This is a genomic window from Orrella sp. JC864 (assembly GCF_037026685.1).
Lineage (GTDB): Bacteria > Pseudomonadota > Gammaproteobacteria > Burkholderiales > Burkholderiaceae_B > Orrella.
Window position 1 is genome coordinate 17,863 of the sequence record NZ_JBANET010000012.1, and the last position, 13,370, is coordinate 31,232.

Annotated in this window: 11 protein-coding genes; 7 read left to right on the top strand and 4 right to left on the bottom strand. The window is 69.7% G+C overall.

From position 1 onward, the window contains the following. Positions 1-83 precede the first annotated feature (83 nt). The 4 genes from V8Z80_RS12265 to V8Z80_RS12280 all read right to left on the bottom strand — a co-directional run bounded on the left by V8Z80_RS12265 (position 84) and on the right by V8Z80_RS12280 (position 3,878). The gene (locus tag V8Z80_RS12265; RefSeq protein WP_336062142.1) at positions 84-2,042 is read right to left on the bottom strand and encodes a DUF945 family protein; all 1,959 of its coding nucleotides are present in this window, start codon (positions 2,040-2,042) and stop codon (positions 84-86) included. Continuing rightward, the gene (locus tag V8Z80_RS12270; protein WP_336062143.1) at positions 2,039-2,560 is read right to left on the bottom strand and encodes a dihydrofolate reductase; all 522 of its coding nucleotides are present in this window, start codon (positions 2,558-2,560) and stop codon (positions 2,039-2,041) included. The genes V8Z80_RS12265 and V8Z80_RS12270 overlap by 4 nt, the downstream gene beginning before the upstream one ends. After that, positions 2,557-3,351, bottom strand: a complete 795-nt coding sequence (locus tag V8Z80_RS12275; RefSeq protein WP_155194569.1) for a thymidylate synthase — start codon at positions 3,349-3,351, stop codon at positions 2,557-2,559. The genes V8Z80_RS12270 and V8Z80_RS12275 overlap by 4 nt, the downstream gene beginning before the upstream one ends. A 62-nt stretch (positions 3,352-3,413) precedes the next feature. Next, complete coding sequence (locus tag V8Z80_RS12280) at positions 3,414-3,878, bottom strand: OsmC family protein (RefSeq protein WP_155194567.1); 465 nt, start codon at positions 3,876-3,878, stop codon at positions 3,414-3,416. Positions 3,879-4,014: 136 nt separating this feature from the next. Here V8Z80_RS12280 and coq7 point away from each other — a divergent pair, with 136 nt between their 5' ends. From coq7 to asnB, 7 genes are all read left to right on the top strand, one after another. Continuing rightward, complete coding sequence (gene coq7, locus V8Z80_RS12285) at positions 4,015-4,692, top strand: 2-polyprenyl-3-methyl-6-methoxy-1,4-benzoquinone monooxygenase (protein WP_155194565.1); 678 nt, start codon at positions 4,015-4,017, stop codon at positions 4,690-4,692. 585 nt (positions 4,693-5,277) lie between these two features. Further along, a complete protein-coding gene (locus tag V8Z80_RS12290; protein WP_336062144.1) occupies positions 5,278-6,381 on the top strand; it encodes an MraY family glycosyltransferase in 1,104 nt (367 codons plus the stop codon). Between the two features lie 107 nt (positions 6,382-6,488). Next, on the top strand, positions 6,489-7,763 hold the full coding sequence (gene tviB, locus V8Z80_RS12295; RefSeq protein ID WP_155194563.1) for a Vi polysaccharide biosynthesis UDP-N-acetylglucosamine C-6 dehydrogenase TviB: 1,275 nt from the start codon (positions 6,489-6,491) through the stop codon (positions 7,761-7,763). An 8-nt stretch (positions 7,764-7,771) separates the two neighbouring features. Continuing rightward, positions 7,772-8,794: an SDR family oxidoreductase gene (locus tag V8Z80_RS12300; protein ID WP_336062145.1), complete on the top strand. Its 1,023-nt coding sequence runs from the start codon at positions 7,772-7,774 to the stop codon at positions 8,792-8,794. Between the two features lie 84 nt (positions 8,795-8,878). After that, on the top strand, positions 8,879-10,240 hold the full coding sequence (murJ, locus tag V8Z80_RS12305; protein WP_336062146.1) for a murein biosynthesis integral membrane protein MurJ: 1,362 nt from the start codon (positions 8,879-8,881) through the stop codon (positions 10,238-10,240). Continuing rightward, on the top strand, positions 10,237-11,430 hold the full coding sequence (locus V8Z80_RS12310; protein WP_336062147.1) for a glycosyltransferase family 4 protein: 1,194 nt from the start codon (positions 10,237-10,239) through the stop codon (positions 11,428-11,430). Before murJ ends, V8Z80_RS12310 begins: the two co-directional genes overlap by 4 nt. Before the next feature lie 15 nt (positions 11,431-11,445). Beyond that, positions 11,446-13,359 (top strand): asparagine synthase (glutamine-hydrolyzing), encoded by a 1,914-nt coding sequence (asnB, locus tag V8Z80_RS12315; RefSeq protein ID WP_336062148.1) that lies wholly within the window; start codon positions 11,446-11,448, stop codon positions 13,357-13,359. Positions 13,360-13,370: the final 11 nt, after the last annotated feature.

The following is a 13,370-nucleotide window of genomic DNA, read 5'->3' on the forward strand; positions in this document are numbered from 1 at the left end:
CGGGCGCAAACCGGCGTCATGCGCGCAAGCGGCCCGGGCAGGGGCCTGCGAGCCGGCCAGGGGCCTCGGATGCGAGGCGGGGTTTACTGCCGGGGCTGCGGCGCCGTCCCGGGGCCGGCCTCGGCCTCGGCCTGGCCCGGGACGGGCGCTTCCTGGGCGCCGATGAACTCGGCGAATTCTTCGCTCAGGTCCACGAAGGTCACGATCAGCGACGCCAGGTTCTCCTGGCCCAGGCCGCCATAGGCGCCGATGTCCATTTCCAGCACGGCCTGGCCGTCCTCGGACTGGTAGGCCTTGACCCAGCGGCTGTCGGCGTTCCAGGCGTTGAGCCGCGTGAGCGTCACGTGCGGACCGGCATCGTGGATGGCCCGCAGCAGCAGCTCCTCGCAATCGTCCTGGCCTATGCAGCCGTAGAACTCGACCTGGATCTCGCGCCCGCGCAGCGCCTGGCCGTCGCGGCGGCGGATCTCCAGCAGCGGCTCGCCGGCGGCGTCCCGGCTGCGGGCCACTTCGTAGCCTTCTTCCTCGAACAGCGCGGCGATGTGCTTGGGATCCAGGCTTTGCAGCACCTGGCCGAAGGCCGGCCCGGCAGGCTCTTCCTGCAGGCCGGGTACCGCCAGGCCCAGGCCCGGCGCGAGGTCCTGGATGGGCTGCTCTTGCCCGTTGACCTGCAGGCGCCCGTCGGCGTAGGCCAGCGTCATGGACAGGCGATCGCCCTGGGCGGTGACCAGGCCGGTGAGCTGCGCGGCATCGGCCATGGCCTGGACCTGCGTCTGCGCCATGGCGGCGGCGGCCTGCGGATCCCGCCCGTCCTGGTCCTGCAGCGTGGCCGCCACGATCTCCTGCAGCATGGGCTTGGCCACGCTCAGGTCCAGGTCCAGGCGTTCGAGCAGGTGCAGCGCCGGCAGCGCCGAGGTCTGGTCCGCGGGCGGCGTGCGCTCGCGCAGGCCGGCCTTCACGCTCAGGCGGCTCTCGCCTTGCGGCATGCGCCACAGCCAGGGCTCGATGGCGACGGTGGGCTTGCCGGCCAGCAGCCCGTCCACCGCCTGCTCGAAGGCTTCGTAGGTCGCCGTGCTGGGCCCGTCGGCTTGCGCGCTTTCGCGCAGCAGCGCGTCATAGCGCGCCGAAAAGGCCTGCAGCGCCGCGCCGTCCAGGTTGCCGATCTGCAGGGCCATCTGCATGTTGCCGAAGTCGCGCTCGCGCACCGTGATGCGGTCCACGGCATACGTGGCGTCCACGGCCACGCTGCTGCCGCTTTCGGAGACGCTCAGGCGGTGCGAGAGCTTCTCCAGCACGACCGGCGCGGCGCCGGGCGCCTGCACGCGTACCAGGCCGAGGTTCAGGCTGCTGTCGCCCACGCCCATGCCCAGCGCGCCGGCCCGCGTGTTGGCGCCCACGCGCAGGCCCCGGATCTCGGCGGCCTGGCCGGGCGCCTCGTACAGCAGGTGGTCCATCACGCCGCTGGCGGCCACGCGCTGCAGGTCCGCGGCCACCATGCCGCTCAGGCGCGCGCCGCTGAACGAAACCGAACGGCCGTCGCGCTGCGCCTGGAACGCGGCCAGCGTCCAGTCGCCGTGGCTGGCGCCGTCAAAGCCGATGCGCGTCAGGCCGCGCAGCGGCTTGTCCTGCCCGGTGAGTTCGAACAGGGCGCGGGCTTGCGCCTCGTTGACCAACACCGTCTCGATGTGGGCCAGCCCGGGCACGAACTGGCCCCGCGCCAGGGCCGAGGGCGCCAGCGGGCCGTGGGCGATGCGGTTCTCGATGACCAGCCGGCCCGCGAGCGCTTGCTCGTCGGGCTGCGTGGGCTGGCGCTCGTAGCTGAAGACGTAGCGCGCGCGGCTGTTGAACCAGCCGCGCGCGTAGGATTCGGTTTGCAGCGCCAGCGTCAGGCCCTGCATGCCGTGGTTCTGCAGCGCCGCGTGCGCCTGCTCCAGGGCCTGGGCCGTACGGGCCTGGATGCGCTTGCCCAGGTGCCAGCTGGCGCCGGCGTAGGCGAGCGCGGCCAGCGCCAGGGCGGACACGACTGCGGTGGATTTTTTCATTGCAGGGCCGTCCCTGTATGACGTTCCGATGCGATGCGCCGGTATTCGACGAAATCGTAAGCGTAGCCGTTCTCGGCCGGCTGCGGCGCGCGGGACTGCTCGCGCCACTGGCCGGCAGGCAGGTCCGGAAAGAAGGCGTCGCCCGGCACCTCGGCCTGGATCTCGGTGGCCACGATGCGGTCGGCGTGCGCCAGGGCTTGTTCGTAGATCTGCGCGCCGCCGATCACGAAGACCTCGGGCGCATCGCCGGCCAGCCGCAGCGCCGCCGCCAGGTCGGGCGCCAGTTCGGCCCCTTCGGCGCGGTAGCGCGGGTTGCGGCTGATGACGATGTTGCGCCGGCCGGGCAGCGGGCGGCCCAGCGACTCCCACGTCTTGCGGCCCATGATGATGGGCGCGCCGGTGGTCGTGCGCTTGAAGTGCGCCAGGTCGCCCGGCAGCCGCCAGGGCAGGGCATTGTCGCGGCCGATGGCGCGGTTGCGGGCATAGGCCACCACCAGGGTCAGGCAGGGGGGGGTCATACCGCCACCGCCGCCTTGATGTGCGGATGGCATTGGTAGTTCTCGATGGCGAAGTCCTCGTAGCGGTAGTCGAAGATGGACTCGGGCTTGCGCAGGATCCTGAGGGTGGGGTAGGGATAGGGTTCGCGCGAGAGCTGCAGCGCCACCTGTTCGGTGTGGTTGCTGTAGATGTGGCAGTCGCCGCCGGTCCAGACGAACTCGCCCGGGGCCAGGCCGCATTGCTGGGCCACCATGTGGGTGAGCAGGGCGTAGCTGGCGATGTTGAACGGCACGCCCAGGAAGACGTCGGCGCTGCGCTGGTACAGCTGGCACGACAGGCGGCCTTCGGCCACGTAGAACTGGAAGAACGCGTGGCAGGGCGGCAGCGCCATCTTCGAGAGCTCGCCCACGTTCCAGGCCGAGACGATCAGGCGGCGCGAGTCGGGGTTGGCCTTGATCTGCGCGATGACCTGCGCGATCTGGTCGATGTGCCGGCCGTCGGGCGTGGGCCAGGAGCGCCATTGCACGCCATAGACCGGGCCCAGGTCGCCGTCGGGCGCGGCCCATTCGTCCCAGATGGTCACGCCCTGCTCCTGCAGCCAGCGCACGTTGCCGTCGCCGCGCAGGAACCACAGCAGTTCGATGAAGATGCTTTTGGTGTGCAGTTTCTTGGTGGTCACCAGGGGAAAGCCCTGGGCCAGGTCAAAGCGCATCTGGTAGCCGAACACCGAGCGCGTGCCGGTGCCGGTCCGGTCCGTCTTGAGCACGCCATGTTCGTGGACGTGGCGCATGAAGTCTTCGTATTGCCGCATGGAGTTTCCTGCCGCGCGCGCCGGGCCCGGCCGCGCGCCTTGTCTGGGTGGTTCGGCCCCGGCTAGCGCGAGGCGGCCGGCTGCCCGGCGTTTTCGGCCTGTTCGGCGGTATCGACCAGCTCGACCGACCAGCTCAGCTCGGCGGTCTTGCCCAGCATGGCCGAGGCCGAGCAGTACTTGTCGTGCGAAAGGGCGACGGCGCGCTCGACCGCCGCGCGCGGCAGCTTGCTGCCGGTGACGGTGAAGGCGAAGTGGATGCGGGTGAACACCTTGGGATCGGTGTCCGCGCGCTCGGCCTGTAGCGTGACGCTGCAGCCGCTGACCGCGTGGCGCCCGCGCTTGAGTATCAGCACCACGTCGTAGGCCGCGCAGCCGCCGGTGCCGGCCAGCAGCATCTCCATGGGCCGCGGCGCCAGGTTGTTGCCGCCGCCTTCGGGGGCGCCGTCCATCGCGGTCACGTGGCCGCTGCCGGTGCGCGCCACGAACAGCATGCCGGAGGGGCCGCCCCAATCTATCGTGCATTCCATGCCGTTTTCCTGTCCTGAAAGAGTAGAAAGCATCATAACCGTCCGGCGCGCGGGCGGCGTCGCGCGGCGCTGTCGCTACAATGAGGGGGCGCTGGCGTGGGCCAGCGCGGGGATCGTTCCCAAGGAGTCCGCCCGCATGAATGCCGCCTCGCGTCCCGTACCCGCTTTCCATCGCCGCCCCGGGCGGCTCGATCCGCTGATCGCCGAGCTCGACCGCGCGCTGCAGGTGCTGACCGGCGTGGCCACGGCCAGCCGTCCCAACCCGGCCGGGCCCCGCCCGGCGCAGCCGGCGGCCGGGCTGGACGCCGGCCAGCGCCGGCATGCCGCGGGGCTGATGCGCGTGAACCATGTGGGCGAGGTTTGCGCCCAGGCGCTGTATCGCGGCCAGGCGGCGGTCTGCAAGGACGCGGCGGCGCGCCGCCTGTTCGAGCAGGCCGCGCGCGAAGAGGTGGACCATCTCGCCTGGTGCGCGCAGCGCATCCAGGAGCTGGGCAGCCGCCCCAGCCTGCTCAACCCGCTGTGGTATGCCGGTTCCTTCGGCCTGGGCCTGGCCGCGGGGCTGGCCGGCCCGGCCCGCAACCTGGGTTTCATGGCCGAGACCGAGCGCCAGGTCGAGCAGCACCTGGACGGGCACCTGAAGTCGCTGCCCGAGCAGGACGAGCGCTCGCGCCGCATCGTCCAGCAGATGAAGCAGGACGAAAGCGAGCACCGCCAGAAGGCAGAGGACGGCGGCGGCGTGCGCCTGCCCGCGCCCGTGCGCGGCGCGATGCGGCTGATGTCCAAGGTCATGACGGTCACCGCCTACCGGCTGTGACGGGCCGCGCCATTGCCTGGCCGAGCCGCCGGCAGGGCGCCCGCCAGGCCAGAGGGTTAACCCTGTCCCGGCTGCGCGCGGCGGGGCAAGTCCCGGGCTCCTAATAACTCATGGTTATAAACAAACGCCGGTTTTCCGCAGTGCACAAAAACAACAGATGCTTGGAAAACGACGCTTGCACATTTTTTTCTTGCATCGCACAAAAAACTCGTCTACCATTCACACATCGGATGTCGATTTGCAGACGGCGCGGTGGAAACCCCGGCTGCTTCGGTGATAGCCCTAAGCGGGTTAACCCTCGACATGCCACGGTTGTCTCCTCCACCCTCCTCCTTTGGTGGATTTGGCCCGAGATCGTCAGATCTCGGGCCTTTTTTTTCGTTCTTTCGGATCCTTTGTCCCGGTCGGGCACTCTAAAATGCGCAGTGCGCACCCGTGCGCCGGCCCGCGCACGCCCCGCCCGGCGGGGCCGTTACGTTCTGTGGGCGGGTCTTGCAATTGCACATTGGGCCCATACAGAGGGCTTACACCTGGGTCGGATAATGTGCGACCTGTGATATTGCCAAACTTTCCAAAGGTAATTGAGTGACCTGGTTCTCCATTTGCGTGGTCGCGTTCATGGTAGGCGGCTTGATCGTCGCTTCCGAGCGCTGGCATGGCGCATTGACGGGCGATACCGACCTGAACAAGCCGCAGGCCTTCCATTCGCGCTCCACGCCGCGCGTGGGCGGGCTGGCCGTGCTGGCGGGCACGCTGGCCGGGCTGCTGGTGCTGGGCCCGAGCAACATGACGCTGACCTGGCTGTGGCCGGCCCTGTTCGTGGCGGCCATGCCGGTGTTCGTGGCGGGCCTGCTCGAGGACATCACCAAGGACATCGGCGCGGGCAAGCGCCTTCTGGCCGCCTTCCTGTCGGCGGCGATCGCCTGGTGGCTGCTGGGCGGGGTCTCGCGCGTGGGATTCGCCTGGGCCGACGTCATCCTGGCCTATTGGCCGGTCTCGCTGCTCTTTACCGTGGTGGCGGTGGGCGGCTGCACCCACGCGCTGAACATCGTCGACGGCATGAACGGCCTGGCCGGCATGGTGGCCACGCTGATGGCCATCTCGCTGAGCCTGGTGGCCCTGCAGGTGGGCGACACGCCCATCTTCCTGATCTCGGCGGCGCTGGCTTCGGCCACGCTGGGCTTCCTGGTCTGGAATTTTCCCTTCGGCCGGGTATTCCTGGGCGACGGGGGGGCCTATTTCCTGGGCTTCATGCTGGCCGAGCTGGCGGTGCTGCTGGTCGTGCGCAATCCGTCGGTCTCGCCCTTCTATGCCCTGGCAGTGCTGTTCTATCCGGTTTTCGAGACGCTGTTCTCCATCTGGCGCCGCCGCTTCAAGCGCGGCGTGCCGGTGGACCAGCCCGATGCCCTGCACCTGCACCAGCTGGTGTTCCGCCGCCTGGTGCGCGTGACCTTCAGCCGCCGCAGCCGGCACGCGGTGCCGGCCCTGTGCAATGCCATGGCTTCGCCCTATCTTTGGGTGTTGACGCTGATCGGCCTGGTGCCGGCCACCATTTTCTGGGACAACGCCGTGGCCCTGTGCATCAGCCTGGCGGTGTTCGCCGCGGTGTACATCTGGCTGTATTCCAGGCTGGTGTCCTGGCGCCGGCCGGGGTGGCTGCTGCTGCCCTCGGTCCTGCGGTCGGACTAGCGCCGCGGCAGGCCGCCGGGCGCGGGCGGGCGGCCCGCCGGCCCGGCATGACGTGATTCCGTCCTGGTATTTACAATGCCGCTCAGGCGCGGCAAGGGAGATTCATTTTGCGTATCGACGATATCAAGCTGGCTGTCGTGGGACTGGGCTACGTGGGCCTGCCCCTGGCGGTGGAGTTCGGCAAGAAGCGGTCCGTGATCGGTTTCGATATCAACGCCCGGCGCATCGCCGAGCTGCGCGGCGGGCACGACCACACCATGGAGGTGGAGGACGAAGAGCTGGCCCAGGCCAAGCACCTGAGCTTTACCGACGAGCGCGAGAAGCTGCGCGAGGCCAACGTCTACATCGTCACGGTGCCCACGCCCATCGATGCGCACAAGCAGCCCGACCTGACGCCGCTGATCAAGGCCAGCGAGACCATCGGCAGCGTGCTCAAGCGCGGCGACATCGTCATCTACGAATCGACCGTCTATCCCGGTGCCACCGAGGAAGACTGCGTGCCGGTGCTCGAGCGCGTCTCGGGCCTGAAGTTCAACCACGACTTCTATGCCGGCTACAGCCCCGAGCGCATCAACCCCGGCGACAAGGAGCACCGCGTCAGCACCATCAAGAAGGTGACCTCCGGCTCCACGCCCGAGGTGGCCGAGCTGATCGACCAGCTCTACCAGCAGATCATCACCGCCGGCACGCACAAGGCCTCGTGCATCCGGGTGGCCGAGGCCGCCAAGGTCATCGAGAACACCCAGCGCGACGTGAACATCGCGCTGATCAACGAGCTGGCGCTGATCTTCAACAAGATGGGCATCGATACCGAGGACGTGCTCAAGGCCGCCGGCACCAAATGGAACTTCCTGCCTTTCCGGCCGGGCCTGGTGGGCGGGCACTGCATCGGCGTGGACCCCTACTACCTGACGCACAAGGCCCAGTCCATCGGCTATCACCCCGAGATCATCCTGGCCGGGCGCCGCCTGAACGACTCCATGGGCAGCTACGTGGTCTCGCAGCTGGTCAAGACCATGACCAAGCGCCGCATCCACGTGCAGGGCGCGCGCGTGCTGGTGATGGGCCTGACCTTCAAGGAAAACTGCCCCGACCTGCGCAACACCCGCGTGGTGGACATCGTGCAGGAACTGGGCGAATACAGCGTGGACGTGGACGTCTACGATCCCTGGGTCGAGCCCGAGGAGGCCGTGGCCGAATACGGCATCACGCCGATCGAGACGCCCAGCAAGGGCCACTACGACGGCATCGTGCTGGCCGTGGCGCACCGCGAGTTCGTGCACATGGGCGCCGACGCCATCCGCGCGCTGGGCAAGCCGCAGCACGTGCTGTACGACCTGAAGTACGTGCTGCCCTCGCACGATTCCGACCTGCGTCTTTAAGGAACACGATGAGCCGTTACCAGCAAACCCTCGACGTTCTGCGCCAACAGCCCCGCACCTGGCTGGTGACGGGCTGCGCCGGCTTCATCGGGTCGAACCTGCTCGAAACCCTGCTCAAGCTCGACCAGCGCGTGGTCGGGCTGGACAACTTCGCCACCGGACACCAGCGCAACCTGGACGAGGTGCGCGGCCTGGTGACGGCCGAGCAGTGGGCGCGCCTGCGCTTCATCGAGGGCGACATCCGCAAGCTGGACGACTGCCGCCAGGCGGCGCAGGGCGTGGACCACGTGCTGCACCAGGCGGCGCTGGGTTCGGTGCCGCGTTCGCTGAACGACCCCATCACGACCAACGAAGTCAACATCTCTGGTTTCCTGAACGTGCTGGTGGCCGCGCGCGACGCGCAGGTCAAGTCCTTCGTGTATGCGGCCTCCAGCTCCACCTACGGCGATCATCCGGGGCTGCCCAAGGTCGAGGACCGCATCGGCAAGCCGCTCTCGCCCTACGCGGTCACCAAGTACGTCAACGAACTCTACGCCGACGTGTTCGCGCGCTCCTACGGTTTCAAGAGCGTGGGCCTGCGCTATTTCAACGTGTTCGGCAAGCGCCAGGATCCGGAGGGCGCCTATGCCGCGGTCATTCCCAAGTGGGTCGCGGCGATGATCCGCAACGAGGACGTGGCGGTCAACGGCGACGGCGAGACCAGCCGCGATTTCTGCTTCGTCGAAAACGCCGTGCAGGCCAACCTGCTGGCCGCGCTGGCCGAGGGCCAGGCGCAGGACCAGGTCTACAACGTGGCCGTGAGCGGACGCACCACGCTGAACCAGCTGTTCGAATTCCTGGTGCAGACCCTGGGCAGGATAGGCGTGCAGTACGACAAGCGGCCGGTCTACCGCGACTTCCGGCCCGGCGATGTGCGCCATTCGCAGGCCGACATCAGCAAGGGCGCGAGCCTGCTGGGCTATGCGCCCACGCACACCATCGTGCAGGGCCTCGAAGAGGCCATGCCCTGGTACGTGCAGTTCCTGCGCTGAAACGAGGCCGCCGCGCTTGACGCCCCGCCTGCGCTCCACGACCACGGGCGCGGCCGCCGCCGGCCGCTCCCAAGGAAGGGCTGAATGAAAGCCTTGCGCCAGCGCCTGGCCCGCCTGCATCCGGACCACCGCCGCATCGCCTCGGGGGCGTTCCGGGTCGCCATCTTCCTGGTGCTGGGCAAGGCGGCCGGCGCCTTCAAGGAAATGGCCGTGGCCTACCGCTACGGCGTCAGCGACGCGGTCGATGCCTACCAGTTCACGCTGACCATGGCGACCTGGCTGCCGGTGACCGCGGTCAGCGTGCTGTCGGTGGTGCTGATACCGGTGCTGGTGCGCGTGAACCGCAGCGCCGAGGCGGACCGGGCCCGTTTCGTGGGCGAGCTGCAGATGCTGGCCCTGGTGCTCGCGCTGGCCCTGGGGGCGCTGACCTGGCTGGCCTGGCCGCTGGTGCTGCAGGTGGTGGGCAGCGGGCTGTCCGAGAACGTGCAGGCCATGTCGCGCCAGCTGCTGTGGGCCTTCGCGCCGGTGGCCGCCTTCACGCTGCTGGCCGGCATCAGCGCGGCGCGCCTGCGCGCGCGCGAGCGCCATGTGAATACGCTGCTTGACAGCGTGCCGGCGGTGGCGGTGCTGGCCTGGGTGATGCTGGCCTTCAATGCCCAGGGCGTGGGGCCGCTGCTGTGGGGCACGCTGGTGGGCTTTGCCGTGCAGGCCGCCTGGCTGGCCTGGCTGGCCGCGCGCGCCGACGGCGCATGGGGCCGGCCGCTGTGGGGCATGCGTTCGGCGCACTGGCCCGAGGTCATGAAGGCGGCCGGGGTCATGCTGATCGGCCAGGTGGCCATGAGCTTCGTGGGCCCCATCGACCAGTACACCGCGGCCAACCTGGGCCAGAACGCCAATGCCACGCTGGGCTATGCCGCGCGGCTGCTCTCGCTGCTGCTGGGCATCGGGGCGGTGTCGGTGGGCCGGGCCGCGCTGCCCGTGCTGGCCGACGTGCAAAGCCGCGGCGAGGTGCATCGCGCCCGCGCCATGGCGCTGAAGTGGTCGGCCCTGATGGTCCTGGCCGGCGCCGGCGCGGTGGCGGTGGGCTGGGTGCTGGCCCCTTGGGGCGTGGCCTTCCTGTTCGAGCGCGGCGCCTTCACCGCCCAGGATACCCAGGCCGTGGCCGGCGTGCTGCGCTGGGGCATGCTGCAATTGCCTTTCTACTTCGGCGTGCTGGTGCTGGTGCAGCTGCTGGCCAGCCAGAACCGCTACCGCATCATGGCGCTGATCGCCGTGGCCAATTTTGGCCTGAAGGCCGTGCTCAACCCGGTGCTGGCGCCCCTCATGGGCACCGCGGGCATCATGCTGGCAACCAGCCTGATGTACCTGCTGTCCTATGTCTGCTATGTGTTCGCCGCGCTGCGCCCGCCGCCGGCGGCCGCCGTTTCCAAGGGAGAGTCCGCATGAGCGCAGATCCTATCGCCGCGGCGGCGCAGGGGCTGCCGCAACGCATCCTGATCCTTATCCACTCGCTGCACGGCGGCGGCGCCGAGCGCGTGGCCGCAGACCTGAGCGCGCAATGGGCCCGGGCCGGCGCCGAGGTCACGCTGGTGACGCTGGCCGGGGCCGACAAGGATGTCTACGCGCTGCACCCGGACGTGCGGCGGGTGGCGCTGGGCATGGCCGGCGACAGCGGCGGCGGGATGCGCGGCCTGCTGGCCAACCTGCGCCGGGTGCGGGCCTTGCGGCTGCGCATCGTGGCCAGCCGGGCGCAAGTGGTGCTGGGCATGATGACCACGGCATCGGTGCTGGCCGTGCTGGCCGCGCGCGGGCTGCCGGTGCGGGTGATCGCCACCGAGCATACCCATCCGCCCTCGCAGTCGCTGTCCCGGCTGTGGCGCCAACTGCGCCGCTATGCCTATCCGCGCGCCCACCGGGTGGTGGCGCTGACCCGCGATACCGCGCGCTGGATCGAGACGCACGTGCCCGGTTCGCGCCTGGCGGTGATTCCCAATCCCGTGCACTGGCCCTTGCAGCACGAGCCGCCGGTGGTGGCGCCGCCGCCGGCCGGCCCGCGCATCCTGCTGGCGGTGGGCCGGCTGCACCGGGACAAGGGCTTTGACATGCTGCTGCAGGCCTATGCGCGCATCGCCGCACGTTTTCCGGACTGGCACCTGGTCATCCTGGGCGAGGGCGCCGAGCGGGCCGCGCTGGCCGCGCAGATCGCGCGGCTGGGCCTGGACGGGCGCGTCAGCCTGCCCGGGCGCGTGGGCAACATGGACCAATGGTATGCGCGCGCCGACCTTTACGTGCTCAGCTCGCGCGTCGAAGGCCTGTCCAATACCCTGCTCGAAGCCATGGCCAGCGGGCTGGCCGCCGTGGCCTTCGATTGCGAGACCGGCCCGCGCGAGATCGTGCGCGATGGCGTGGACGGCGTGCTGGTGCGTCCGGCCGCCGACGAACAGGCCCTGGCGCAGGCGCTGGCCGGGGTGATGGGCGACGAGGGCCGCCGCGCGGCCCTGGCCGCCCAGGCCGTGCAGGTGCGCGAGCGCTTCTCGGTCGAGCGCGTATTGGGGCTGTGGCGCCAGGTGCTGGCCGGCGGCCCCGCAACGGCGCGCGTGCCCGCCGGCGGCGGCGCGTCCCCTTCCGACAGCTAGATCAGGAAAGCCATCATGTGCGGAATCGTTGGAATCTGGGGCGCCATGCCCGACAAGCGGCGATATGTCGAGTCCGGCTGCACGCGCATGCGCCACCGCGGGCCCGACTCGAACGGCTACTGGGAGGACGAGGCCGCCGAGCTGGCCTTCGGCCACGTGCGCCTGGCCATCCAGGATCTTTCGCCGGCCGGCCACCAGCCCATGATCTCGGCCTGCGGGCGCTACGTGCTGGTGCTCAACGGCGAGATCTACAACCACCTGGAGCTGCGCGAGCGCCTGGCCGCCGCCAGCCTGGCGCCGGACTGGCGCGGCCATTCGGATACCGAGACCCTGCTGGCCTGCTTTGCCGGCCTGGGAGTGCAGGCCACCTTGCAGGCGACGGTGGGCATGTTCGCGCTGGCGCTGTGGGACCGCGCCACCCAGAAGCTGGTGCTGGCGCGCGACCGCATGGGCGAGAAGCCGCTGTACTACGGCTATGCCCAGGGCGCGCTGGTGTTCGGCTCGGAACTGAAGGCGCTGGCCGGCGTGCCCGGCTTCGGCGCGCGCATCGACCGGCGCGCGCTGACGCTGCTGATGCGCCACAACTACATTCCCGCGCCCTGGTGCATCTACGAGGGCATCGCCAAGCTCATGCCCGGCACCTGGATCGAAGTGCTGCCCGGCGACATGCGCCGGCGCGACATGCCCGAGCCGCGCGCCTATTGGTCGGTGCGCGAGGCGGCCCACAATGCGCGCCAGACGCCGCTGCGCTTTGCCTCGGACGAGCAGGCCGTGGACGGGCTCGAGGCGGTGCTGTCCAAGGCGGTGGCCGGCCAGATGCTGTCGGACGTGAGCCTGGGCGCCTTCCTGTCCGGCGGCATCGATTCGTCCACCATCGTGGCGCTGATGCAGGCGCAAAGCAGCCAGCCGGTGCGCACCTTCGCCATCGGCTTTCACGAGAAGGGCTACAACGAGGCCGAGCATGCCAAGGCGGTGGCGCGCCACCTGGGCACGGACCACACCGAACTGTACGTGACCGCGCAGGACGCCCTGGCCGTGGTGCCGGGGCTGGCCGATATCTACGACGAGCCCTTTGCCGACTCCTCGCAGATTCCCACCACGCTGGTGGCGCGCATGGCGCGCCGCGACGTGACCGTGGCGCTGTCGGGCGACGGCGGCGACGAGCTGTTCGGGGGCTACCAGCGCTATTTCCGCGTCAAGAACTGGTGGGACAAGTGCTCGCGCGTGCCCGTGCCGCTGCGCGTGCCGCTGGGCATGATGCTGTCCGGCACCGCGCGCCTGCCCGGCAAGGGCGACTGGCGCGGCAAGGTGGGCAAGATGGGCGAGCTGCTGCAGTCGCGCAGCAAGCCCGAGTTCTACCGGCATTTCGTGTCCTACTGGCTCGACCCGGCCAGCGCGGTGGTCGATGGCGGCGAGCCGGACACGCCGTTTTCCGCGCCCTTCCAGGGCAGCACCTACGACGCCATGATGGAGCTGGACGCGGCCACCTACCTGCCCGACGACATCCTGGTCAAGGTGGACAGGGCCGCCATGTCGGTCAGCCTGGAAACCCGCGTGCCCATGCTGGACCACCGGGTCTACGAGTTCGCCTGGAGCCTGCCGCTGTCCTTCAAGATCCGGCGCGGCCAGGGCAAGTGGGTGCTGCGCCAGCTCTTGTATCGCCACGTGCCGCAGGCGCTGGTCGACCGTCCCAAGAAGGGCTTCGGCGTGCCGCTGGCGGCGTGGCTGCGCGGGCCGCTGCGCGATTGGGCCCACGCGCTGCTGGACGAATCGCGGCTGCGCCAGCAGGGCCTGTTCCAGCCCGAGCCCATCCTGCGCAAATGGCGCGAGCACGCCTCGGGTCATCGCGACTGGAGCACCCATCTGTGGGGCGTGCTGATGACGCAGGCCTGGCTGGACCGCTATCGCGCCGATGCCAAGGAGCCATGAAACACAGCGGG